Origin of the sequence: Pseudomonas sp. DY-1 (genome assembly GCF_003626975.1) — a bacterium.
In the GTDB taxonomy this organism is placed as follows: domain Bacteria; phylum Pseudomonadota; class Gammaproteobacteria; order Pseudomonadales; family Pseudomonadaceae; genus Metapseudomonas.
Map to the genome: position 1 here is coordinate 2056227 of NZ_CP032616.1, position 24375 is coordinate 2080601.

Annotated in this window: 20 protein-coding genes and 6 tRNA genes; 5 read left to right on the top strand and 21 right to left on the bottom strand. The window is 62.8% G+C overall.

From position 1 onward, the window contains the following. Position 1: 1 nt before the first annotated feature. Complete coding sequence (locus D6Z43_RS09920; RefSeq protein ID WP_120651774.1) at positions 2-1048, top strand: tyrosine-type recombinase/integrase; 1047 nt, start codon at positions 2-4, stop codon at positions 1046-1048. 130 nt (positions 1049-1178) lie between these two features. On the opposite strand, the gene D6Z43_RS09925 is transcribed toward D6Z43_RS09920, so the two are convergent. The 7 genes from D6Z43_RS09925 to leuC all read right to left on the bottom strand — a co-directional run bounded on the left by D6Z43_RS09925 (position 1179) and on the right by leuC (position 10605). Next, positions 1179-4163, bottom strand: coding sequence for a FimV/HubP family polar landmark protein (locus D6Z43_RS09925; RefSeq protein WP_120651775.1), 2985 nt, complete (start codon positions 4161-4163; stop codon positions 1179-1181). 142 nt (positions 4164-4305) lie between these two features. Beyond that, a complete protein-coding gene (locus D6Z43_RS09930) occupies positions 4306-5334 on the bottom strand; it encodes an aspartate-semialdehyde dehydrogenase (RefSeq protein ID WP_120651776.1) in 1029 nt (342 codons plus the stop codon). Between the two features lie 110 nt (positions 5335-5444). Next, a complete protein-coding gene (gene asd, locus D6Z43_RS09935) occupies positions 5445-6557 on the bottom strand; it encodes an aspartate-semialdehyde dehydrogenase (protein WP_120651777.1) in 1113 nt (370 codons plus the stop codon). Positions 6558-6614: 57 nt separating this feature from the next. After that, complete coding sequence (leuB, locus tag D6Z43_RS09940) at positions 6615-7697, bottom strand: 3-isopropylmalate dehydrogenase (protein ID WP_120651778.1); 1083 nt, start codon at positions 7695-7697, stop codon at positions 6615-6617. A gap of 42 nt (positions 7698-7739) precedes the next feature. Further along, positions 7740-8504, bottom strand: coding sequence for a class I SAM-dependent methyltransferase (locus D6Z43_RS09945; RefSeq protein ID WP_120651779.1), 765 nt, complete (start codon positions 8502-8504; stop codon positions 7740-7742). Between the two features lie 16 nt (positions 8505-8520). Continuing rightward, positions 8521-9165, bottom strand: a complete 645-nt coding sequence (leuD, locus tag D6Z43_RS09950; RefSeq protein ID WP_120651780.1) for a 3-isopropylmalate dehydratase small subunit — start codon at positions 9163-9165, stop codon at positions 8521-8523. A 15-nt stretch (positions 9166-9180) separates the two neighbouring features. After that, entirely contained in the window at positions 9181-10605 is a 1425-nt protein-coding gene (gene leuC, locus D6Z43_RS09955; RefSeq protein WP_120651781.1) for a 3-isopropylmalate dehydratase large subunit, read from the bottom strand. Positions 10606-10776: 171 nt separating this feature from the next. On the opposite strand from leuC, the gene D6Z43_RS09960 reads away from it, so the two are divergent. Both D6Z43_RS09960 and D6Z43_RS09965 read left to right on the top strand, forming a co-directional pair. Continuing rightward, positions 10777-11664: a LysR family transcriptional regulator gene (locus tag D6Z43_RS09960; protein ID WP_077525439.1), complete on the top strand. Its 888-nt coding sequence runs from the start codon at positions 10777-10779 to the stop codon at positions 11662-11664. Positions 11665-11777: 113 nt separating this feature from the next. Beyond that, positions 11778-15458, top strand: a complete 3681-nt coding sequence (locus tag D6Z43_RS09965; protein ID WP_120651782.1) for a PAS domain S-box protein — start codon at positions 11778-11780, stop codon at positions 15456-15458. A gap of 61 nt (positions 15459-15519) precedes the next feature. Here D6Z43_RS09965 and D6Z43_RS09970 read toward each other — a convergent pair whose 3' ends face one another. Beyond that, the gene (locus tag D6Z43_RS09970; RefSeq protein ID WP_120651783.1) at positions 15520-15966 is read right to left on the bottom strand and encodes an Hsp20 family protein; all 447 of its coding nucleotides are present in this window, start codon (positions 15964-15966) and stop codon (positions 15520-15522) included. A 112-nt stretch (positions 15967-16078) separates the two neighbouring features. Between D6Z43_RS09970 and D6Z43_RS09975 the strand changes: the two genes are divergently transcribed. Beyond that, positions 16079-16825, top strand: a complete 747-nt coding sequence (locus tag D6Z43_RS09975; protein WP_120651784.1) for an SDR family oxidoreductase — start codon at positions 16079-16081, stop codon at positions 16823-16825. Positions 16826-16828: 3 nt separating this feature from the next. Here D6Z43_RS09975 and D6Z43_RS09980 read toward each other — a convergent pair whose 3' ends face one another. Further along, positions 16829-17803: a tRNA-dihydrouridine synthase gene (locus D6Z43_RS09980; protein ID WP_120651785.1), complete on the bottom strand. Its 975-nt coding sequence runs from the start codon at positions 17801-17803 to the stop codon at positions 16829-16831. Positions 17804-17929: 126 nt separating this feature from the next. Here D6Z43_RS09980 and D6Z43_RS09985 point away from each other — a divergent pair, with 126 nt between their 5' ends. Next, the gene (locus D6Z43_RS09985) at positions 17930-18322 is read left to right on the top strand and encodes a hypothetical protein (protein ID WP_120651786.1); all 393 of its coding nucleotides are present in this window, start codon (positions 17930-17932) and stop codon (positions 18320-18322) included. Positions 18323-18325: 3 nt separating this feature from the next. Here D6Z43_RS09985 and D6Z43_RS09990 read toward each other — a convergent pair whose 3' ends face one another. From D6Z43_RS09990 to D6Z43_RS10045, 12 genes are all read right to left on the bottom strand, one after another. Continuing rightward, on the bottom strand, positions 18326-18775 hold the full coding sequence (locus D6Z43_RS09990; protein ID WP_120651787.1) for a thioesterase family protein: 450 nt from the start codon (positions 18773-18775) through the stop codon (positions 18326-18328). Next, on the bottom strand, positions 18772-19422 hold the full coding sequence (locus tag D6Z43_RS09995) for a bifunctional 4-hydroxy-2-oxoglutarate aldolase/2-dehydro-3-deoxy-phosphogluconate aldolase (protein ID WP_120651788.1): 651 nt from the start codon (positions 19420-19422) through the stop codon (positions 18772-18774). The genes D6Z43_RS09990 and D6Z43_RS09995 overlap by 4 nt, the downstream gene beginning before the upstream one ends. 104 nt (positions 19423-19526) lie before the next feature. Continuing rightward, complete coding sequence (locus D6Z43_RS10000; RefSeq protein ID WP_120651789.1) at positions 19527-20369, bottom strand: alpha/beta hydrolase; 843 nt, start codon at positions 20367-20369, stop codon at positions 19527-19529. A gap of 11 nt (positions 20370-20380) precedes the next feature. Further along, positions 20381-20920, bottom strand: a complete 540-nt coding sequence (locus D6Z43_RS10005; RefSeq protein ID WP_120651790.1) for a TetR/AcrR family transcriptional regulator — start codon at positions 20918-20920, stop codon at positions 20381-20383. A 165-nt stretch (positions 20921-21085) separates the two neighbouring features. Then, a tRNA-Glu gene (locus tag D6Z43_RS10010) sits at positions 21086-21161 on the bottom strand. 63 nt (positions 21162-21224) lie between these two features. Next, positions 21225-21300 (bottom strand) — tRNA-Ala (locus D6Z43_RS10015). Positions 21301-21342: 42 nt separating this feature from the next. Beyond that, positions 21343-21418, bottom strand: a tRNA-Glu gene (locus D6Z43_RS10020). 63 nt (positions 21419-21481) lie between these two features. Beyond that, positions 21482-21557 (bottom strand) — tRNA-Ala (locus D6Z43_RS10025). 42 nt (positions 21558-21599) lie between these two features. Then, positions 21600-21675, bottom strand: a tRNA-Glu gene (locus D6Z43_RS10030). Between the two features lie 39 nt (positions 21676-21714). After that, positions 21715-21790: transfer RNA gene (locus D6Z43_RS10035), tRNA-Ala, on the bottom strand. A 146-nt stretch (positions 21791-21936) separates the two neighbouring features. Beyond that, positions 21937-23418 carry a glutamate--tRNA ligase gene (gltX, locus tag D6Z43_RS10040; RefSeq protein WP_120651791.1) on the bottom strand — a complete coding sequence of 494 codons (1482 nt, stop codon included), beginning with the start codon at positions 23416-23418 and terminating at the stop codon, positions 21937-21939. A gap of 26 nt (positions 23419-23444) precedes the next feature. Continuing rightward, positions 23445-24365, bottom strand: a complete 921-nt coding sequence (locus D6Z43_RS10045) for a LysR family transcriptional regulator (protein ID WP_120651792.1) — start codon at positions 24363-24365, stop codon at positions 23445-23447. Positions 24366-24375: the final 10 nt, after the last annotated feature.

Below are 24375 nucleotides of genomic sequence, written 5' to 3' on the forward strand. Positions count from 1 at the left end.
CATGCGCCCGAAGAAACCAGCCAACCGAGACCTGCCGCCAAGGATGATCCGCCGGGTGCGCACGCTGAAATCGGGCCAGGAATGGGTCGGCTACTACTACGCCGGCCGCGATGAGCAAGGGAACAGGAAGGAGATTCCGCTGGGGACGGACCCCGACGAGGCGCGGGTGAAGTGGGCGCAGCTGGAGCGGAAGAAGGTGCCGGTCACGGCCAGGACGGTGGGTGACCTGCTGCGCCGTTACGACCGGGACGTGATCCCCGGCAAGGGCGCGAAGACCCAGAAGGACAACCGCAAGTGCCTGGTGCACCTGGTTCGGGCCTTTGAATCGGCGCCGCTGGAAGCGATCACTCCGCAGATCATCGCGCAGTACCGGGACGCCAGGACGGCACCGGTGCGCGCCAACCGCGAGATTGCCCTGCTCTCGCACGCGTTCAACATGGCCAGGGAGTGGGGGATTTTCAGCAAGGAGAACCCGACGCGCGGCGTCAGGCGCAACAAGGAGGCGCCACGCGACGTGTATGTCACGGACGAGGTGTGGCAGGCGGTGTATGTGGAGGCGCCGCGGGAGCTGCAGGTGGCGATGGACATTGCCTACCTGACCGGCCAGCGGCCCTCCGATGTGCGCAAGATGCGCTGGGCGGAGGTGACGGACGACTTCCTGCTGGTCGACCAGGGCAAGACGGCGCAGAAGTTGCGCATCCGCCTGCACATCGACGGCCTGCGCACCGGCCTCGGTCGGCTGCTGGACGAGCTGGACAAGTCCAGGCCGCACCTGGTCACCACCCCGGAGGGCAAGCAGCTCACCGAGCCGATGCTGCGCCAGCGCTTCGAACCGGCGCGCAAGCGGGCCGCCGACAAGGCGAGCGAGAACGGTGACCCGGATCTGGCCGAGGCCATCATGACCTTCCAGTTCCGCGACATCCGCCCGAAAGCCGCCTCGGAAATCGTCAGCCTGGAGGACGCATCCGATCTCCTGGGGCACACCAAGCAGGAGATGACCAAACGGGTTTACCGGCGCGTCGGCAAGGTGGTGAACCCCGTGAAATAGCCATGGGGTTGCGGAAATGGCGGGAAGAGTTGCGGAAACTGGCGGGCGGGAAGTGGCGGAATTAACGCCTTTCTGAAACGCCAGCGGCAGCCGAATTGGCTGCCGCTGCGGGTACTACATCTGTCATCTATCAGCTGAGTCGTGCGATCAGTTCGCGCGCTTCCTGTTGCTGGGTGTCACTACCCTCGGACAGCACCTCGTCGAGGATGTCGCGAGCGCCTTCAGTGTCACCCATGTCGATATAGGCACGAGCCAAATCCAGTTTGGTCGCGGTTTCGTCGGTACCGGAGAGGAAATCGAAGTCGTCCTCCTCGCCCAGCCCCAGGCCGAGGTCTGCCGTCTCATCTTCCAGTACGGCAACCGGCTCGGGTTCCGGCGCCTTCTGCAGACTGTCGGAGAGCTGATCCAGCTCGGCGGTCACTTCGTCCAGTTGCGCGGCAAAGCTGTCATTGTCAGCCAGCGGCTCGGCAATCGGCTCGTCGGGCAACGAGAGGTCGAAATCAGCCGGCAGACCGAGCAGACCTTCGCTTTCCTTTTCTGCTAACGGAGCGGGTGCTTCGGCAGTCAGCGGCGTGTCGAGGTCACTGTCCAAACTCAGCAGGAAATCTTCCTCATCGGCCGTCGCCGGCTGGGTAGTCGGCTCCAGATCCAGGCTGAAGTCAGCCAAGTCGTCGCTGAGTTCCAGACTCTCGTCGCCAGTCAGCAGTTCGTCGCTACCACCGATATCCAGATCGAAATCCAGATCGCTTTCGGCCTTGACCGGCGCGGCTGGGAGGTCGAGCTCCAGATCGTCCAGCCCCAGATCATCGACCGGAGCTGCAGCCGGCTGGATGACGGTCGGTTTTTCGTCTGCAAGCTCCAGATCGAGGTCGGAATCCAGATCATCCAGACTGAGGTCGAATGCGTCGTCCAGATCAGCGCTGCCAGCTGTCGGCGCGTTTGCCGGAACATCGTCGAGGGTCAGGTCATCGAGACTGAAGCTATCGAGATCGTCTGCCGCAGCCAGCCCCGCAGCCGCACTGGCTGCTACGGCGGCAACGGCCATGGCTGGGTACTTGCCTTTCAGTTGCTCGATTTCGCCGTTCGCGCCGCCAATTTCGCGGAGCTCGCTTTCCTGGCGCGCAAAACCTTCGCGATCTCCCAGTTCGGCATAGACCTCCATCAGCTTGAGGCGAAGATCGCTGCGATGCGGCTCATCATTGATGGCGTTCTGCAACAGCTCGCCAGCCTGGTTGAAGCGGCCGTAGGCGATGTAAATGTCGGCCTCGCTGATCACGTCGCCAGTCTGCGCGGTGACACGCTCGTCGGCCTTGGCGGGAGCAGCATCCGGCGCGTCGGCAACCGCGGCGTCCAGATCCGGACTATCGAGGCCAGAGAAACCGTCGTCCTTCAGATCGAGATCACCGTCGAAACTGTTCTCGTCGTCCTGCGCGGCAAGACCGTTCTGCAGCTCGGCCTCTTTCAAGGCATTGCGGCGCGACAGCACCATCAGCAGAACCAGCAAGGCCACGAGCGCACTGCCACCCGCCAGGAGCAGCAGCATGGGGTTGGCAAGCACATCGTCGATGATGCTGGACTGCGGCGGTTCGACCACAGGCGCAGCCGGTGCGGTCTGCACAGGCTTGACTGGCGCGGCCGGCTTGGCGGGTTCCGCCGGTTTGGGCGGCTGCGCTGCGGCGGGTGCTGCAGGCTGGGCAGGTGCAGTCGGCTGGGTCGGTGCGATGGGCTGTGCCGGAGCGGCAGCTGCCGGTTGGGCCGGAGCAGCGGCTGCTGGAGCAGCAGGCTGGGCCGGGGCTGGCGTCGGATTCGCTGCCGCCGGTTGAGCAGGCTGTGCCGGCGCAGCGGCAGCCGGCTGGGCCGGAGTTGCGGCAGGCTGGGCCGGGGCTGCGGCTACCGCGGCGGGCGCGGCAGTTGCGGAGGCAGCAGGAGCCTGCTTGCCTTGGTTGGCCATGTTGGACTGCAGCTTCGCGAGCTGATCATCCTTGAGCTGAATCAGACGCTGCAGCTTGTCCATCTGGCTCTGCAGATCGGTCATGCGGCTCTTCAGCTCATCATTCTCGCGGCGAGTCGAATCCAGGCTCTCCTGGGTAACGGCCAGTTTGTCGCTGAGCGCCTTGCTTTCGCCGTTGGCGCCCTTGTCGCTGCCGCTGGAAGCCTTACCGCTCGCAGCGGAAACCAGGCGCAGACTGTCCTGGGTCTCAACTTTCTCCGGAGCGACGTCCGCGCTGCTGCGCTTGGTGGCGTCAAGCTGGCGCTTGCCCTCCCCGGCCAGACTGCGACCTTCGCTCCAGGCGGTGTTCTGCGCCTGTACCTGGGAAATAGCCTCGGCCTGGGTGCGGCTGGCAATCTGCTTTTCATCGGGCAGACGCAGTACCTGGCCGCTCTTCAGGCGGTTGATGTTGCCATCGACGAAGGCATCGGGGTTCAGATCCTGGATGGCCAGCATGGCCTGGTGCACCGAGCCACTGGCACGTGTGCGCTCAGCGATCTCCCAGAGGGTATCGCGGGATGTGGTGCGGTACTGGTCGGTTGGCGCCTTGGCCGCCGGCGCAGGAGCGGGGACAGGAGCCGGCGCTGGAGCACTGGGACGCGGCGCGACGCTGGAAGTTGCCGGGGCACTGCGAACTGGCGCTGGGGACGGGGCTACCGCGGGACGCGGAGCCGGAGCGGCAACCGGGATCTTCGGCGCGGCAGCGGCGGCAGCCTGCGGCGAGTAAAGCGGCGGATCGAGGAGCAGCGTGTACTCACGCAGGAGGCGGCCATTGGGCCAAAGCACCTCGACCAGGAAGTTCAGATAGGGTTCGCGGACCGGCTTGCTCGAAGTCACGCGGATAACGCTGCGACCGTTGGGCTTGACCACCGGGGTGAACTTGAGGTCCTGCAGGAAATACTGACGGTCGACACCCGCCTTGGAGAACTCCTCGGCCGATGCCAGGATCGGTTTGACCTCGGCCGACGCCAGGTCACGCACTTCCAGCAGCTCGATTTCCGCATCCAGTGGCTGGTTCAAGGAAGAACGCAGGGTGACTTCCCCGAGTCCCAGGGCGTTGGCCACACCCGAAGTCAGCGCGGATGCAGCCGCGATTGCCAGCACAAGTTTGCGAACCCGAACCATAGAGTGATTCCCTTGTTTTATCTTTTTTCTCGCTGCGCGAGAGGAGGGTCTTAAGTCGCTGCCTGCGCACGCCGAAACGGCGGCTCCCCATCAACGATAAGGCCAAGCCAGTATTGTCAAGCTAGAATATTTCTACAAATTTTCAGGTAAGTATCTTTGACAGATAGTGTTTTATCAACAACTCGGCCGACTGCACAGCATTGAGCGCAGCGCCTTTTCTTGCATTATCTGAAGCAATCCACAAATTGAGTTCGCACGGGTCATCCAACCCACCTCGAACCCGGCCTACATATACCGAATCCTGTCCTACGGCGTCGCCGACAGCGGTCGGATAATCACCTTCTTCTTCCACAAACTCGACGCTCGGCGCAATCCCGAGCCGCTCGCGCACCTTGGCGACATCCACCGGCTGCTCTGCCACGACCGATACTGCCAGGCTGTCTCCAAAGAAGACTGGTGCCAGGGCGCATGTGGCGGACACACGCAAATCCGGCTCGCCGAGCAACTGTTTGATCTCGCTCGCCAGGCGACGCTCCAGGGAGGCATGCCCTTCGGCATCCGGTGCACCGGCCTGAGCCAGGACGTTGAAGGCAATCTGGCGATCGAAAAAGCGCGGTTCCAGTGGTCGCGCATTGAGCAGCTCGGCTGTCTGGCGCGCCAACTCGGTTACGCCCTCACGGCCACGACAGGAAACCGCCAGGCTGGCCATCACGCTGATGCGCTTTGGCTTGAGCAGGTCCTTGAGCGGCGCCAGCACGCAGGCAAGCGCCACTGACGAGGCACTGGGGCTGCTCAACTGATAGGGCGCCGAGAGCGTATCGAGCAACTGCGGATTGGCTTCCGGAACCAGGCCAGGGGCCTTGACCGGATCGAGGGCCCCGGACAGATCGATCAGCGAGCATCCCGCGGACGTCGCGCGCGCAGCAAAGCTGCGGGTCACTGCCTCACCAGCCGCGAAGAAAGCCAGGCGCACCTGGGAGAAGTCGAAATCGGCCACATCCCGCACCCGCAGGTTGCGCCCTTTGAAAGGCAGCGATGAGCCGGCGGATTCGCCACTGGCAAGCAGATGAAGGTTTCCGACCGGAAAATCCCGCTCTTCGAGGAGCTGGACGAGGGTTTCGCCAACGGTGCCGGTGGCGCCGATCACGGCGATATCGAGGGTCTGGCTCATGGGGGGGATACTTCTGGCGATGCGAGGAGCGGCACTTTAACCGTCACCCCGCACGCAGGCAATCGAGGGTCAGAGGGTGCCGACGAGCCTCATCGGCACCCTGCGATCCATCAACGCTCCAGCAGGATGCGCAGCATGCGGCGCAGCGGCTCGGCTGCGCCCCACAGCAGCTGGTCACCGACGGTGAAGGCGCCTAGGTACTGCGAGCCCATGTTGAGCTTGCGCAGACGGCCGACCGGAACGGTCAGGGTACCGGTCACAGCGGTCGGAGTGAGTTCGCGCATGCTGATTTCGCGCTGGTTCGGCACCAGTTTCACCCAGGGATTGTGCTGGCTGATCATGCCTTCGATATCGGCGATCGGCACATCCTTGTTCAGCTTGATGGTCAGTGCCTGGCTGTGGCAGCGCATAGCGCCGATGCGCACGCAGATGCCATCCACCGGGATCGGGCTCTTGAAGCGACCGAGGATCTTGTTGGTCTCGGCCTGGCCTTTCCACTCTTCGCGGCTCTGGCCGTTAGGCAGTTCCTTGTCGATCCACGGGATCAGGCTGCCGGACAGGGGCACACCGAAGTTCTCGGTAGGGAAATCTTCGCCGCGCATGGCTTCAGCCACTTTGCGATCGATGTCGAGGATGGCACTGGCCGGGTTGGCCAGATCGTCGGCCACCGCCGCATGGGTCGCGCCCATCTGCTTGATCAGTTCGCGCATGTTCTGCGCGCCGGCGCCGGAGGCAGCCTGGTAGGTCATGGCGCTCATCCACTCGACCAGGCCGGCTTCGAACAGGCCACCCAGAGCCATCAGCATCAGGCTGACGGTGCAGTTGCCGCCGATGTAGTTCTTGGTACCGGCGTCCAGTTGCTGGTCGATGACCCGGCGGTTTACCGGATCGAGCACAATCACCGCGTCATCCTGCATGCGCAGGCTGGAAGCAGCGTCGATCCAGTAGCCCTGCCAACCTGCTTCGCGCAGCTTGGGGAACACCTCATTGGTGTAGTCGCCACCCTGGCAGGTCAGGATCACATCGAGGGTCTTCAGCTCGTCGATGCTGTAGGCGTCCTTCAGCGGGGCAATGTCCTTGCCGACCGCAGGGCCCTGGCCACCGACATTGGAAGTAGTGAAGAACACCGGCTCGATCAGGTCGAAATCCCGCTCTTCCAGCATTCGCTGCATGAGCACGGAACCCACCATGCCGCGCCAACCGATCAGACCTACACGCTTCATGACAACTACACCTTTCGTGAAAAAGTGGGCCGCTGGTATTCCAGCGGGCCCGACAGATTACAGATTCCGCAGTGCCGCGACCACAGCATCGCCCATTTCGCGGGTACCGACCTTGGTCGCACCAGCGGAGTAGATATCGCCCGTCCGCAGCCCCTGGTCCAGCACCAGGCTGACGGCCTTCTCGATGGCGTCGGCAGCAGCAGTCTGGTTGAAGCTGTAGCGGAGCATCATCGATACGGAAAGTATGGTCGCCAACGGGTTGGCGATGCCCTGGCCGGCGATATCCGGTGCCGACCCATGACAGGGTTCGTACATGCCCTTGTTGTTCGAGTCCAGCGAGGCGGAGGGCAGCATGCCGATGGACCCGGTGAGCATGGAAGCCTCATCCGACAGGATGTCGCCGAACATGTTGTCGGTGACCATGACGTCGAACTGCTTGGGTGCACGCACAAGTTGCATGGCGGCGTTGTCGACGTACATGTGGCTGAGCTCAACGTCCGGATAGTCCTTGGCCACCTCTTCGACGACTTCGCGCCACAGCTGGCTGGAAGCCAGGACGTTGGCCTTGTCCACCGAGCACAGCTTCTTGCCCCGCACGCGGGCCATGTCGAAGCCGACGCGCGCGATACGGCGAATTTCGCTTTCGCTATACGGCAGGGTGTCATAGGCCTGACGCTCGCCGTTTTCCAGAACACGCTGCTCGCGGGGCTGGCCGAAATAGATGCCGCCGGTCAGCTCGCGAACGATGAGGATATCCAGGCCGGCAACCACTTCCGGCTTGAGGCTGGAGGCCTCGGCCAGTTGCGGATAGAGGATGGCCGGACGCAGGTTGGCGAACAGGCCCAACTGCGAACGGATCTTCAGCAGACCGCGCTCCGGACGGATGTCGCGCTCGATCTTGTCCCATTTCGGGCCGCCCACGGCACCCAGCAGGACGGCATCGGCCTTGCGCGCACGCTCCAGTGTCTCGTCGGCCAGGGGTACGCCGTGCTTGTCGATGGCTGCGCCGCCGATGACATCCTCGGTCAGCTCGAAGCCCAGCTGGAACTTGTCATTGGCGACTTCCAGTACCTTAACCGCTTCGGCCATGATCTCCGGGCCAATACCGTCGCCAGGAAGAATCAGAATCTGCTTGCTCATGCTTTCCTCTCGTTAGGCGCACTCCGCGCCATGCAATTCGTTCTAGCGTTCGGCCCAGAGCACCACGACATCGGTGCTGAAGGAGCCGTCTGCCGCAATCTCGAAATACTCGCGAACCTCATCACCCACTGCTTTCTGCAGCGCCAGGATCGCCTCGCGGAACACCATCGGCGTGCGCATGCGCTCGACCCAGGAAGTGAACTCCAGTCGCAGCCGCTGGCGGGTATGGCTACGAGTCGCCAGGCCGGCCTCGGACACCTGGCGCAACCACTCTGCGGGCGAATAGTTGCGCACATGGCTGGTATCGCGCAGCACTTCCACGGCCTGCAGGTGGGTATCCAGCAGTGGGCGCCCCGGCGAAGCGACGTCGATGAAGGCAGCTACGCCGCCCGGCGTCAGGACACGGCGCACCTCGCGCAGGGCTACACCGACATCGCTCCAGTGGTGCGCCGAATAACGGCTGAAGACGAAATCGAAACTGGCGTCAGCGAAGGGCAGCATTTCGGCCGCCCCTTGCTGGGTAACCACATTACCGAACCCGCGTTGGGCAGCGGCACTCGCCACTACGTCAAGCATCTGCCCGGAGAGGTCGTACGCAACGACTTCACCGACCAGCGGCGCTACATGAAAGGCCACATGGCCAGCACCGCAGCCGAGGTCCAGCACCCGCGCATCGCTTCGCCCATCCACTTCAGCCTGCAGCAGGGCGAACTCGGTGCCCTGGGCATGTACGGCACTGCTCAGGTAGGCAGCGGCCTGCTCACCGAACTGACTCTGGACGACCTGCGCATGGGCCTTATCGTTCACTTCGTGCTCCTGGATATCAGGCGTCGCGGAACAACCAGGGGTTGCCCTGGCGGTAATTGCCTTCGAAGGCCTTGATCGCTTCGGCGTCCTGCAGGGTCAGGCCGATATCGTCCAGGCCATTGAGCAGGCAGTGCTTGCGGAAGGCGTCCACTTCGAAGCTGTACTGCTTGCCATCCGGGCGGGTGACTGTCTGCGCGGCAAGGTCAACGGTGAGCTGGTAGCCCTCGGCGGCCTCGCACTGTTGGAAGAGTTCATCGACTTCCTCGTCCTTCAGGATGATCGGCAGCAGACCGTTCTTGAAGCTGTTGTTGAAGAAGATGTCGGCGTAGCTCGGCGCGATGATCGCGCGGAATCCGTACTCGTCGAGCGCCCAGGGTGCGTGCTCGCGAGAGGAGCCGCAGCCGAAGTTCTCACGGGCCAGGAGCACGCTGGCGCCCTGGTAACGCGGGAAGTTCAGCACGAAGTCGTGGTTCAACGGACGCTTGGAGTTGTCCTGGTTCGGCTGCCCCACATCCAGGTAGCGCCACTCATCGAACAGGTTGGGGCCGAAGCCGGTGCGCTTGATCGACTTGAGGAACTGCTTGGGAATGATCTGATCGGTGTCGACGTTGGCGCGATCCAGCGGAGCGACGAGACCGGTGTGTTGGGTAAAGGCTTTCATCTCGACTCTCCTTCCTTACTTGAGCAACTCGCGAACATCGACGAAACGGCCGGTCACCGCGGCAGCGGCTGCCATGGCGGGGCTGACCAGGTGGGTACGGCCACCAGCGCCCTGACGCCCCTCGAAGTTGCGGTTGGAGGTGGATGCGCAATGCTCGCCACTCTCCAGGCGATCCGGGTTCATCGCCAGGCACATGGAGCAGCCCGGCTCGCGCCACTCGAACCCCGCCTCAAGGAAGATCTTGTCCAGGCCTTCCTGTTCGGCCTGCTGCTTGACCAGGCCGGAGCCCGGCACCACCAGCGCCTGTTTGACGGTGGCAGCGACCTTGCGGCCCTTGGCCACTTCAGCGGCGGCGCGCAGGTCTTCGATACGCGAGTTGGTGCAGGAACCGATAAATACGCGGTCCAGCTGGATATCGGTGATCGCCTGGTTGGCGGCGAGCCCCATGTATTTCAGGGCGCGCTCAATGGAACCGCGCTTGACCGGATCAGCTTCAGCGGCTGGATCCGGCACGCGCTGATCGACCGGCAGCACCATTTCTGGCGAAGTGCCCCAGCTCACCTGCGGCTTTATGTCTTCGGCGCGCAGCTCGACCACGGTGTCGAAATGCGCATCAGCGTCGGAAACCAGGTCACGCCAGGCAGCCACGGCATTGTCCCAATTAACACCTTTCGGCGCGAACGGGCGACCTTCGACATAAGCGATGGTCTTTTCGTCCACGGCCACCAGGCCGACGCGGGCACCGGCCTCGATGGACATGTTGCAGATGGTCATGCGGCCTTCGACGGACAGGTCACGGATGGCGCTGCCGGCGAACTCCAGGGCATGGCCGTTGCCGCCAGCGGTGCCAATCTTGCCGATCACGGCGAGCACGATGTCCTTGGCAGTGACGCCGGCGGGCAGCTTGCCCTCCACGCGTACCTGCATGTTCTTCATCTTTTTCGCCACCAGGCACTGGGTGGCCAGCACGTGCTCGACCTCTGAGGTGCCGATGCCGTGGGCCAGCGCGCCGAAAGCGCCGTGGGTGGAGGTGTGCGAGTCGCCGCAGACCACGGTCATGCCCGGCAGAGTGGCGCCTTGCTCCGGGCCTACCACGTGGACGATGCCTTGGCGCACGTCGTTCATCTTGAACTCGAGGATGCCGAAGTCATCGCAGTTCTCGTCCAGGGTCTTGACCTGGATGCGCGACACTTCGTCGGCAATGGCTTCGAGGCCACCCTGGCGCTCGGCGCGGGTGGTCGGCACGTTATGGTCGGGAGTCGCGATGTTGGCGTCGATGCGCCACGGCTTGCGGCCCGCCAGACGCAGCCCTTCGAAGGCCTGCGGCGAGGTCACTTCGTGAAGGATGTGACGATCGATGTAGATCAGCGACGAACCATCGTCGCGGCGCTTCACCTCGTGTGCATCCCAGAGCTTGTCGTAGAGCGTCTTGCCGGCCATCGTCAGGTCCTCGTCAGCTTGTTTCTGTGCGCAGGGGTCGAAAAGCCCCTTTTGCTTGTGGGGACGATCGTAGGGGCTTGCATCGAATAACTCAAATTCATATTTTTTATTTAAAGCATTCCATCAAGGAATGCGGATACTACCGGCGCCAGCAACCCACGGAGTCCAGATATGGATTTGGCCAGCCTCAATGCTTTCATCGCCATCGCCGAGACCGGCAGCTTCTCTGAAGCGGGTGAGCGCCTGCACCTGACCCAGCCTGCGGTGAGCAAGCGCATCGCCTCGCTGGAACAGCAACTCAGCGTGCGTCTGTTCGACCGCCTGGGTCGCGAAGTGAGCCTGACCGAGGCCGGGCGCGCCCTACTCCCGCGTGCCTACCAGATCCTCAACGTGCTGGACGACACTCGCCGCGCGCTGAGCAACCTTTCCGGTGACATCAGCGGCCGCCTGACGCTGGCCACCAGCCACCACATCGGCCTGCACCGACTGCCGCCTTTGCTACGCGCCTTTACCCGCGCCTATCCGCAAGTCGCCCTGGACATCCAGTTCCTCGACTCGGAAGTGGCCTATGAGGAAATCCTCCACGGCCGAGTGGAGCTGGCCGTGATCACCCTCGCACCTGAAACCGCATTGCCCGTGCAGGCGGTGCCGGTCTGGAACGACCCGCTGGATTTCGTCGCAGCGCCGGAACATCCGCTGGCCCGCGACAAGACCATCTTCCTTCCGGACGTAGCACGACATCCGGCGGTATTCCCGGGCGGCAACACCTTCACTCACCACATCGTCCGCCGCATGTTCGAGGCCGAAGGCCTGATGCCGAACATCGCCATGAGCACCAACTACATGGAAACCATCAAGATGATGGTTTCCATCGGCATCGCCTGGAGCGTGCTGCCGCGTACCATGCTTGACGACTCCGTGGTACGTCTGCCCCTGCAGGACATCCAGCTTTCACGCCAGCTCGGCTACATCCTGCACACCGAGCGCACGCTCTCCAACGCCGCCAAAGCCTTCATGGCGCTGCTGGATGCGCAACGCGACGACCTTGCGTATCTGTGAAGGCAAAGGATAAGTTGACGCGCACAGCATAAGAAAAGGGTCGGGAAAGCGTCAGGGGCGTCCCTGCAGTTCACCGACCCGAACATCTGCCCTATCGCCGGAAAGGGGCGCGCATGCGCAAAGCCAGTGAGCCGAATCCTCCATTCCCCCATATTCCTGCCCTTGACCCTGTCGCATTCGAGCAATCCTGGCAGGACGCCACCAGCCTGCTCGCAGCGCTGAACGGCGCCCGACTTGGCGCCTGGTCGTGGGATATCGATACCGGCCAGGTCAGCTGGTCACGAGGTGCCCAGGCACTATTCGGGCTGGACCCGCGCCAGCCGCTCAGCGAACCCGTTGATTACATACAACTGATTCCCGAAGACGATCGCGTCGAAGTGCTGCGCCTGTTCCAGGAAGCTCTCGCCGGGCGCCAGGCGGAACGCGCCATGCGCCACCGCATCCGTTGGCCCGACGGCAGCCTGCACTGGCTGGAAATCAATGGCAGTCTGCAACCCCAAGGCAACGGGAAACGTCGCATGGTTGGCGTCATCAGGGACGTCACACAACAGCAGCAACGCGCCCAGGAACTGGTCAACTCGAGACAACGCTACTCGAGCCTCTTTCACCTGAGTCCGGACGTGGTGCTACTGGTTCGCCTCAGCGACAGCCGGATTGTCGAAGCCAACCAGCATTTCGAGGACGTGCTGGGTTGGCCGGTGAGCGAAACCATTGGCCGTACCACCCTGGACCTGGGCATCTGGGAGGATCTCAGCCAGCGCGAATGGTTGCATTGCAATGCCCGTGGCAGCAGCTCGCCGGTTGCACAGGAAGTGAAGCTGCGCACCCGCAGCGGCCGCATCCTCGATGGCCTGCTCTCGAGCCAATACGTCGAGCTGGAAGGCGAGCCGTACCTCATCAGCACCTTCCTCGACACCACCGAACGCAAGCGCGCGGAGAATGCGCTGCGCATCAGCGAAGAGAAGTTCGCCAAGGCCTTCCGCAGCACGCCAGAAGCCGTGGTGATAACCGATCGCGCCAGTGGCCTGTTCCTGGAGATCAATGTCGGCTTCGAGCGTCAGTTCGGCTGGAGCCAGGAAGAAACCATCGGCCACAGCTCCCTGGAACTGGGTATCTGGGAAGACCCGGCGCAACGTCATGCAATGCTCGAAACCCTGCAGCGCGACGGCCGCCTCGATGAACTGGAAGTGAATCTCAGGCGACGGGATGGCAGCCATGCCATCTGCCTGCTTTACGGCGAGGAGATCGAACTGAATGGCCGCACCTGCCTGGTGCTGACCGTCCGCGACGTCACCCGCCAGCGTACCCAGGAACAGGCCCTCAAGGACAGCCAGGAGCGCCTCAACCTGGCGCTCGAATCCGCCGACCTGGGCACCTGGGACTGGCACATCACCAACGGCACCCTGTACGGCTCGGCCCGCGCATCGGCCCTGCACGGCCTGGCCAAGGAACCCTTCGAAGGCGAGTTTCGTGACTTCTTCGTATGCGTACCGGAAGAAGACCGCCAGAGCATGCGCCGTGCCTACCAGGGACTTCTGGAGGGTCACGAGAACGACTACCAGGTGACCTATCGCACACGTTTCGCCGACGGCGAAGTGCATTACCTGGAGAGCACCGCCAAGCTTTATCGCGACGAGCTGGGCCGGCCACAGCGGATGACCGGCATCCTCATGGACATCAGCGAACGGGTCCGCCGCGAGCAACGCCTGGCGGCCTCGGAAGAGAAGTTCGTCACCCTGTTCCAGGTCAGCCCCGACCCCATTTGCGTTTCGCGAATCCGCGACGGGTTGTTCATCGAGATCAACCCGAGCTTCAGCGAGGTGTTCGGCTGGCAGCCTGAGCAGATCGTCGGCCGCAGCGCTCCGGACATTCAATTCTGGGCAGACCCGGAGCAGCGCTCGAGCCTGTTCGGCCAGTTGCTGCGCGACCAGGGCCTGGACAACGTGGAAGCGCGCTTCCTGACCCGCGATGGCCGCCTGTTGACGTGCGTGGTCTCCAGCCGCTTCATACGCGTCGAACGCCAGCTTTGCATCACCACGACCTTCCGGGACATCACCGCGCGCCAACAGGCTGAGGCCGCACTCAAGGCCAGCCAGGAGAAGTTCGCCAAGGCATTCCACTCCAGCCCCGACGCCATCACCATCACCGAGCGCGAATCCGGCCGCTACATCGAGGTCAACGAAGGTTTCAGCCGCCTGACCGGCTACCGTGCCGACGAGGTGTTGGGCCGCACCGTCAGCGAAATGAACATCTGGGCCGATCCAGCAGAACGCGAGCACCTGATTGAACTGATCACACGCAATGGCCGCGTCCACCACCTGGAGATGCTGGGCCAGCACCGCGATGGCAGCCAGAAGGTGGTGGAAGTCTCGGTGGAGCAGATCGAGCTGGACGGCACGCCCTGCCTGCTGCTGACTGCACGGGACATCAGTGCGCTCAAGGACGCCCAGGCACAGATCCAGCACCTGGCCTACCACGATCCGCTGACCAACCTGCCCAACCGTGCCCTGCTAACCGATCGCCTGACCCAGCAGATCGCCTTGCTGCAGCGCCACCACATGCGTGGCGCCCTGCTCTTCCTCGACCTCGACCACTTCAAGCACATCAACGACTCGCTCGGCCACCCCGTCGGCGATGCCGTACTGATGATGGTCACGGCCCGCCTGGAAGCCAGTGTGCGACTGGAAGACACCGTAGCGCGCCTGGGCGGCGACGAGTTCGTGGTGCTGCTCACCGGACTCGAAGGCAAGCGGTCGGAAGTCACCCGGCAGGTTCGCGAGATCGCCGACAAGCTGCGCAAGCTGCTGGCTGAACCCATGCTGCTCGACGGACACCGTCTCCAGGTCACTCCCAGTATCGGCATCGCCCTGATCCCGGACCACGGGGCCAGCCCGGCGGATCTGCTCAAACGTGCCGACATCGCTCTCTATCGCGCCAAGGATTCCGGACGGAACGCCATCCAGATTTTCCGCAGCACCATGCAGGAAGCAGCCAGCGAACGTTTGCGCCTGGAGAACGACCTGCGCCAGGCCTTGGCCCGCGGGGAGTTCGAGTTGCATTTCCAGCCCCAGGTGGATGCCCGCAACAACCGCGTGGTAGGGGCAGAAGCCTTGCTCCGCTGGCAGCATCCGACATTGGGCCAGCAGTCGCCCGGCCAGTTCATCCAGGTACTGGAGGAAAGCGGCCTGATCCTCGAAGTGGGTGCCTGGGTACTGGATGAAGCGTGCAACGCCTGCGAGCAGCTGACGGCCGAGGGCCTGGTCGAAGCCGGTGAATTCAGCCTGTGCGTGAATATCAGCCCACGGCAGTTCCGCCAGAGCGATTTCGTCGAGCGGGTCGAACGCAGCCTGCAACGGAGCCAGTTACCTGCCCAGCTACTGAAACTGGAGGTCACCGAGGGCATCGTCATCCAGAACATCGAGGACACCATTGGCAAGATGCGACGCCTGAAGAAGCTCGGTACCAGCTTCGCGATGGATGACTTCGGCACCGGGTACTCGTCCCTGACCTACCTGAAGCGGTTACCGGTCGACGCGCTCAAAATCGATCAGTCATTCGTTCGCGACGCCACCCAGGACCCCAACGACGCCGAAATCATCCGTGCGATTGTCGCCATGGCACGCAGCCTGGGGCTGGAAATTATCGCCGAGGGGGTGGAACGCGACGAACAATTGGCATTCCTCGAGCAACAGGGCTGTCACCTGTACCAGGGCTACCTGTACAGCAAGCCGGTGCCGCTGTCGGAGTTCCGCGCGCTACTGGCCCACAGCCAGCAACGACCTCCGCCCGCCTGAAACCAGGCATGAAAAAGGGCGCCCGTAGGCGCCCTCTTCCTTTCAGGGTGATGCCAGGAGATCAGTTCTCCAGCACTGCGTGCTGCCCGTTGATCGGAATGCGCTTGGCCTTGGCCTCTTCTGGCACCACGCGCACCAGGTCGATGTTCAGCAAGCCATTCTGCAGGCCAGCATTCCTGACTTCGATGTGGTCGGCCAGGCGGAAGGACAGCTTGAAGGCACGCTGGGCGATGCCATGGTGCAGATAGGTGACGGATTCGTCGCTCTTCTCACGCTTGCCGCCACCCACTGTCAGCACGCCGCGCTCGACCTGGAGCTCCAGGTCTTCTTCCTGGAAGCCGGCCACGGCGATGACGATACGGTACTGGTCGTCACCGTGCTTTTCGACGTTGTAGGGCGGATAGGTGCTGCCACTTTCATTGCGCAGGGCGGATTCGAACAGGTCATTGAAACGGTCGAAGCCCACGGAATGACGGAACAGAGGGGCGAGGGAAAATGCAGTGCTCATGAAAATCTCCTGAATAATCAGCAAGTGGTTGAAGTGCGGGACCCGACTTCGGCGTCCCGCAGTACCCTAGATAAGGACAGCCGAAAGCATTTCAAGCCCCCAAGGAAATCCCATGCAGAAAGTCATGCTGATCACTGGTGCTGGCCGTGGCATCGGTGCCGCCACGGCCCGCCTCGCCGCACAACGCGGCTACGCCCTGGGCATCAACTATCGACAGCAGCGGGAAGCGGCTGAAACCCTGGCACGCGAAATCGAATCCGCTGGCGGCCGTGCGCTCCCCCTGTGCGCGGATGTCGGTGATGAATCCCAGGTACTGGAAATGTTCGACCGCCTGGACCGAGAGTTCGGGCGGCTGGATGTGCTGGTCAACAACGCCGGTATGCTGGAGCGCCAGATGCGCTTGGAGGATATGGACGTGGCTCGCTTCGAGCGGGTGCTGCGGGCCAATGTAGTGGGCAGCTTTCTCTGCGCCCGGGAAGCCATCAAGCGCATGTCGACCCGGCATGGCGGCCAGGGCGGCGCCATCGTCAACCTGTCGTCCATCGCCGCGCGCATTGGTGCTCCCAACGAGTACATCGACTACGCCGCCGCCAAGGGGGCCATCGACAGCATGACCCTGGGGCTGGCCAAGGAACTGGCGGGAGAAGGGATTCGCGTCAACGCAGTGCGCCCTGGAGTGATCCACACCGAGATCCATGCCAGCGGCGGCGAACCGGACCGTGTCGAGCGCGTGCGCCAGTCGGTGCCCATGGGGAGAGGCGGTGAAGCGGAGGAAGTGGCTACAGCGATCCTCTGGCTGGCCAGCGAGGAAGCGTCCTATACCAGCGGCAGCTTCCTCGATGTCTCGGGCGGCCGCTGAGGCTCAGACGGCTTCAGCCCACTCTCTCTGCAGGTCCGGAACTCCGAGCAAGGCGTCGATTTGGGCGCAGTCATTCTCCCGGCGAACCTCTGCGAACAACGCGACCGCCTCGGGATAGCTGCGGGTGAGCATGCCCAGCCACTGCTTCAGGCGCCCCGGCGCATAGCGCGGAGCCAGCTTGCGCCTGGCCTGGCGCCAGAAGTCCTGGAGCATCGGCTGAAGCTCCGCCCAGGTCATTTCCACCACCGGCTCTCCGGCGCGCACTGCCGCAATCTGTCGAGCCAGGTCGGGTCGCGACACAAGACCTCGGCCAAGCATGATGTCTTCCACCCCGCTCACTTCGCGACAGCGGCGCCAGTCAGCCAGGGTCCAGACCTCGCCATTGGCGAAGACCGGCACCTTGACCGCATCCTGCACCCGCGCCACCCACTCCCAGTGCGCTGGAGGCTTGTAGCCTTCGACCTTGGTTCGCGCGTGCACCACGATCTGCTGGGCACCGCCATCGGCCAGAGCGCGCGCGCAATCCAGGGCGCCGTCGGGGCTGTCGAAACCGAGACGCATCTTCGCTGTCACCGGGATATCCGTGGGCACGGCGCGGCGCACTTCGCAAACGATGGCATGGAGCAGTTCGGGCTCCTTGAGCAGGACCGCACCGCCCCGCGATTTGTTCACGGTTTTGGCCGGGCAGCCGAAATTGAGGTCGATCACCGGTGCCCCAAGCTCGCAGGCAAAGGCTGCGTTATCCGCCAGGCAGACCGGATCGGAACCCAGCAATTGCACGCGCATGGGCGTACCGGCGCGGGTGCGCGCGCCATCGGCCAGCTCGGGGGCCAACTTTTCGAAGGTACTGGCCGCCAACAGACGGTCGCAAACCCGGATGAATTCGGTCACGCACCAGTCGATGCCACCGACACGGGTCAGCACATCGCGAAGGATTTCGTCGACCAGCCCTTCCATCGGGGCCAGGGCGATTTGCATGGATTACAGGCTCACAGGAAAAAGGCGCGTAGTTTACGCAGCATGACGGACGGCGAATATCCCGGGGAGCATCCGGCTGGACTGGTGGTCGAACTTTCACCGATTCAGCGCAGGAGAAACGCCACGATGAATTCGCTCGTACCCGTCCTTGCCGCACTCACGCTGGCCGCCACGGCAGTTTTCGCCGCCAGCGAGGCGATTATGTCACCTGCGCTGCAACCGGCGCCGGACGCCATCGGCGAGCTTCTGGTCAGTCGTGACGAGAACACCCCGAACGCATGCGACATCGACCTTTACGTACAGAACGAACTCGTGGCGAAAATAGCGCCGGGCCAGTCGGTGAGTATCCCGGTACCTGCAGGCGAGGTCGCGCTGAGAGTGGCGCAGAACGGGGCCGGCTACTGCTCCGGGCTGCTTGCCGGCGACCCGCAGTCGGCCATCTTCCAGCCTGGCGAAGTCCGTCATTTTCGTATCGTGCAGAACCAGCACGAGGTGCTCCTCGCTCCGGCGGCGGACTGAGCTTCAGAGTTCCAGCGGAAAAGGCGGCTGCAGCGCCTGGCCATAGCCCTCGACGAACTCGGTCGGCATGCGTTTCGGCCTGCCCGAGGAAAGTTCGATGCAGACGAAGGTGGTTTTCGCCCGCAACAGGGTGGCGCCATCTTCCGGCCGCATCAGTTGAAAGCGCCGATCCATCTTCAGGCGTTGGTCCGACTCCACGATCCATGTCGCCATCTGCAGCTCCTGGCCCTCATAGGCTGCAGCAAGGTAATCGATCTCATGCCGCAACACCGCCATGGCGCGGTCGAGTCTGCGGTATTCGGCCAGGTCCAGCCCAAGATTCTGGGAATGCCGCCAGGCACAACGCTCCAACCAACTGACATACACGGCGTTGTTGGCGTGACCAAGGCCATCGATGTCTTCGGCAGCCACCTTGATATCGATGACGAAGGGAGTGGGCATGTCCCAGTTCATGAATGCTGCTCCAGGTTGCAGGCCAGTTCGCGGGCCTCTGTGGCGAGTTGAGTGATCTGGTCCCAGGCGCGGGCACGGATCAGGCTGGAAGGCGCGATCCAGGTGCCGCCCACGCAGGCCACATTGGGCAGGCGCAGGAAACTGGGCAGATTGTCCGGGGTGACGCCGCCGGTCGGGCAGAAACGGATGCCGGTAAACGGCCCCTTGAGGCTTTTCAGCATCTTCACACTGCCATTGCCATTGGCCGGGAATAGCTTCAGGGAGCGATAGCCGTACTCGAGCGCCAGCAGAACCTCGGAGGGCGTCATCACGCCAGGCAGGTACGGCAGGCCGGAGTCTTCGGCGGCAGCCGCGAGGCGCTCGGTACATCCAGGACTGACGGCAAAATGCGCTCCGGCGTCGCGAGCCTCGAGGAATTGCTCGGTATGGATCAAGGTACCGGCGCCCACCAGCAGGTCCGGGAATTCCTTGCGGATCGCCGCCAGCGCGTCCAGCGCCCGCGGCGTACGCAGGGTCACCTCCAGCACTTCGACCCCCCCCGCGCTCAGCGCCCCGGCGAGGTCCAGGGCCAACCCGGTATCTTCGATCACCAGTACGGGCAGAACCGGTCGCGCCCGCTGCAGCACCACATCCATCGTCAGGCTCATGTCAGCTCTCCACATTGCAAAGTCCCCAGCTCATTCTCGCAAGCGAACAGAACGGGTCGGTGAACGTTGGAAGTAGAGCACTGTCGGCAGGTCACCTGCCAGCCTCAACGCAGAGCTTCTGCTCCGAGGCGGGCGTCCCGAACCTGGGCCAGTAGAGTTAGCACGGCTTGGATCACGCGGGTATCGGCGAGCAAACGCTGGTGGCCTCCTTGCTCCAGTCGGAGCAATTGGCTGTCGAACCAGGCATCGTGGATGGCCTGGCTATCCGCGGCCGGCACCAGCGGATCGTCCTCGGCGTGCACTACCAGACCGGGTATATCCATCTGGTAACGCTCCACGTCGAGGTGGGCAACGGAGATGCCCGCGTGCCGTTCCACCTGATTGACGAAATGAGCTCGTGCTTTTGGCGGCAGCCCCATGAAACGGGCGAAGCTACGTAATGGCCCAAGGATTCGGCTGGGAGCGGAGATGCTCACCAGAGCCTTGGCACGCAAGCCCATCTGGCTGGCCAGCAGGACACTCGCACCGCCCATGGAGTGCCCGATAACCGCATGCAGCGGCGGCAACTCCCCTGCGGCCTCCAGCAATGCCCGGGCGAAAAGCACCACATTCGCTTCGTGTCCGGGCGAGCGCCCATGGGCAGGACCATCCAGCGCCACCACTCCATAGCCGGCCGCTACCAACGCCTCGATCAGACTGGCGAACTGGGTCGGACGCCCCTCCCAGCCATGCATCAGCAAGACCGTTGGACCGCTTCCCCAGCGCAGCGCGGAAAGACCAAAGCGCAAGGTGATCCGCTCTGAGGTGCCGAGCAACTGCATCTCCCATTCCCGCGGGGCCAGGTTGCGGGGAGTCATGAACTGGCGACGCATGCGGCGGGCTACGACCCGCGGCGCCAGACGGCCAAGGGTAGCGTTTACGCCGCGAATGAGGCTCAGGCTATTCATCATCAGACTCCTCAAATGACCGCCGACTTGGCGGCACGCAGTACTCGATCGGATAGATCACCCTCACCCAGGGCCCGCGCCAAAGCCAATCCGCCCACCATGAGCGCGATATCAGCGAGCGCCATGTCGACCTCCTCAGGGCTGTCGCACATCCTGGCACTGAGTACTTCCAGGTGCCCCACCAGCAACTCCCGGTACGCACCCGGCAGCTGCGCCATCGCACTCAAGGAACTGGGAAGTGGGCAACCTGAGCGCGTGGCATCCCGGTGCTTGCGCGACAAATAGAAGCCGGCGGCGAGAGCACGCCTTTCCGCGCCAGGAAGGGATTGATCGATCAAAGCCATGAGATCGCGACGCTTACGCAACAGCTGCTCGAACACTTCCAGCATCAGGGCATCCTTGCTGGCGAAATGAGCGTAGAAACCGCCCACCGTCAATCCGGCAGCACCCATTACATCAGCTACACCCGGCTCCTGCGGACCGTGCTGCAGCATGGCCGAAGCGGCGGCCTGCAAGATGCGTTCACGGGTCTGGGCTTTCTTCTCGCTCATGTCAGCCTCCAGTTGAATTACACTCATAATATTATTTGTGTAATACAAAAACGCAAGACGACCGCGAAACCATTCGTCGGTACTGAAAAAACAGGGCAGAAAAACAAAAGGGCCATCCCAAGCTGGAATGACCCTTGAAAAGCCCGCAAAGCGGGAAATTGAAAGTGGCGTCCCCTAGGGGACTCGAACCCCTGTTACCGCCGTGAAAGGGCGGTGTCCTAGGCCACTAGACGAAGGGGACAGAACCTTCGAACAGCAGGGCCAGCGCTTAGGCTGGCCCTGAGTGATGCGCATGGCATCGATTTGGTGGAGCTAGACGGGATCGAACCGTCGACCTCTTGCATGCCATGCAAGCGCTCTCCCAGCTGAGCTATAGCCCCGAATTACTTCGGCTGCACCGGCTGACCGATGCTGCTGGAAAATGGCGTCCCCTAGGGGACTCGAACCCCTGTTACCGCCGTGAAAGGGCGGTGTCCTAGGCCACTAGACGAAGGGGACGAAACCTTCGAACAACAGGGCCAACCCTCGGACTGACCCTTGCGATGCGTGGCGCATCGTATTTGGTGGAGCTAGACGGGATCGAACCGTCGACCTCTTGCATGCCATGCAAGCGCTCTCCCAGCTGAGCTATAGCCCCGAATTGCTTCGGCTGCACCGACTGACCGATGCTGCTGGAAAATGGCGTCCCCTAGGGGACTCGAACCCCTGTTACCGCCGTGAAAGGGCGGTGTCCTAGGCCACTAGACGAAGGGGACGAAACCTTCATGCCTTTTCGCGACCCACTCCGAAAAGAGTGGTGGAGCTAGACGGGATCGAACCGTCGACCTCTTGCATGCCATGCAAGCGCTCTCCCAGCTGAGCTATAGCCCCGTCGCGAGGACGGGGCGCATATTAGGGGCGCCCCCTCCTGCTGTCAACAATATTTTTTCTACGAACCGAACTTTTTTATCTGGAAGAACAAACACTTACCCGACCTCGGTCAGCACAGGACCTTCCCCGCACCGACCGAAGGGCCATCAGGAGATGGCCGCGAGAAGCTTCTCCCACTCCTTGGTTTCCTTCTTCGACACACCGCCGAGAAGCTCGATGGCCTGACGCAAACGGAAGCGGCTGAGGTCAGCCCCCAGGATTTCCATGGCGTCCAGCACCGAAACCGAACTGGCCTGCCCCGTGATGGCAGGGAACATCAGCGGCATCACATCTCGCAACTTGAGTTCCAGGCTTTCGGCAACGGCCTGAATGCAGCCGGTGATGCGGTCTTTTTCCCACTGACGCAAGGATTCCAGCTTCCACAAAACCAGTTGCATGACCTGGCGCACCTGGTCAGGGCTCAGCTTTTTGTGCTCGAACAATTTGGCGTCCAGCGGCACCGCACCGGAGAAGAAGAATCCGGCCAAAGGCGCAATCTGGCTGAAAGTCTCCACCCTGCCCTGCACGTGCGGCGCGATACGCATGAGGTACTCGGGATTGAGCGCCCATTTCTGTATCTCGGCGGCAAAACGCTCCACCGGCAGCTCCCGGATCCACTGGCCGTTCAGCCAGGAGAGTTTCTCCAGGTCGAAGATCGGACCACCGAGCGAAATACGCGACAGATCGAAGTGCTCGACCATCTCAGCCAGCGAGAACTTCTCGCGCTCGTCCGGCATCGACCAGCCCATTCGACCCAGGTAGTTGAGCATCGCTTCGGGCAGGAACCCCATACGCTCGTAGAAGGTGATGGAGGTGGGGTTCTTGCGCTTGGACAGCTTGCTCTTGTCCGGATTGCGCAGCAGCGGCATGTAGCAGAGCTTGGGCTGCTCCCAACCAAAGTACTCATAGAGCTTGATCAGCTTGGGCGCCGAGGGCAGCCACTCTTCGCCACGGAGCACATGGGTGATGCCCATCAGGTGGTCATCCACCACGTTGGCGAGGAAGTAGGTCGGAAGGCCATCGGTCTTCATCAGGACCTGCATGTCCATGCGATCCCACGGGATTTCAACATCACCACGAAGCATGTCCGGGACCACGCAGACACCCTCGCTCGGCACCTTCATGCGCACGACGTGGGGTTCACCGTCGGCAATGCGCTTTTCTGCCTCATCTTTGGCGAGATGCATGCAATGGCCGTCGTAGCGCGGGGTTTCCTTGCGTTCGGTCTGCTCGGCGCGCAGTTTGTCCAGCCGCTCGGCAGTGCAGAAGCAAGGGAACGCGTGGCCCTTATCCACCAGCTCCTGGGAGTACTTCTTGTAGATTTCGCCACGCTCACTCTGGCGATACGGACCATGTGGGCCGCCAACGTCCGGACCTTCATCCCATTCGATACCGAGCCAACGCAGAGCGTCATAGATCTGCTGCTCGGACTCGCGGGTGGAACGCAGCTGGTCGGTGTCCTCGATACGCAGGATGAACTGACCGCCGTGCTGGCGCGCGAAACACAGATTGAACAGGGCGATGTAGGCGGTGCCCACGTGCGGGTCACCGGTGGGCGACGGCGCGATACGGGTACGGACGGTGGTCATGGAATGGTCTCGAAACTCAAGGTGGATCAAAGGCGCGATCTTATCAGGCTGGCCGCCGTCGGCTCCAGCAAGTGTCCTTCCTGTACCGGCAGGCTGCGCATCAGGAAGTCGAGAAACGCCTTGACCTTCATCGCCTGGAAGCGCCGCGACGGATAGACGGCATATATCTCACCGCTTGGCAGTCGCGCCTCGGGTAGCAGCTCGATCAGCTCGCCACGCTGCACAGCGGACTCGGTGAACATCAACGGCAACCCTGCAATGCCAGCGCCTGCCAATACTGCCTCGCGGGCGAAAGTGATGTTGTTGCAATAAAGGACGCGCTGGCAGGGCACGCTTTCACCCTGCAACATCCAGTAGCGCTGGGAGTCCTGAGGCAGCAGGACGGCACGATGGCCGGCCAGTGCCTCTACCGTGCGCGGCGTGCCATGGGCAGCGAGGTAGGCCGGGCTGGCGCAAAGCCGACGACCGCTTTCGAACAGCTTGCGAGCGATCAGTGTGGAGTCCTGCGGCTGGCCGATCATGATCGCAATGTCCACGCCCTCTTCCAGTGGATCGACATTGCGCGACGTGATCTCGACCTCAGCAGTGATCTGTGGGTACTGGCGCATGAAACTGCCCAGCACCTTGCCGAGGAACAGCTGGCCAAATTCGATAGGGGCAGTAACGCGCAAAAGGCCGGAGGGCTCCTGCTGCAATTGCATGACCGCCTGCTCGGCCTCAGCGAAATCCAGCATGATCTGGCGGCACCGCTCGTAATAAGCCAGCCCGACCTCGGTCAGGCGCAGCTTGCGAGTCGTACGATTGAGCAGACGCACGCCGAGCCGCTCTTCCAGAAGCGCAATACGGCGACTGACGGTCGATTTCTGCATACCCAGGCTATGCGCAGCCTGGGTGAAGCTGTGGCACTCGACTACGCGAGTGAAGATCAGCGCATCATCCAGCCCCATTATTGTTCCC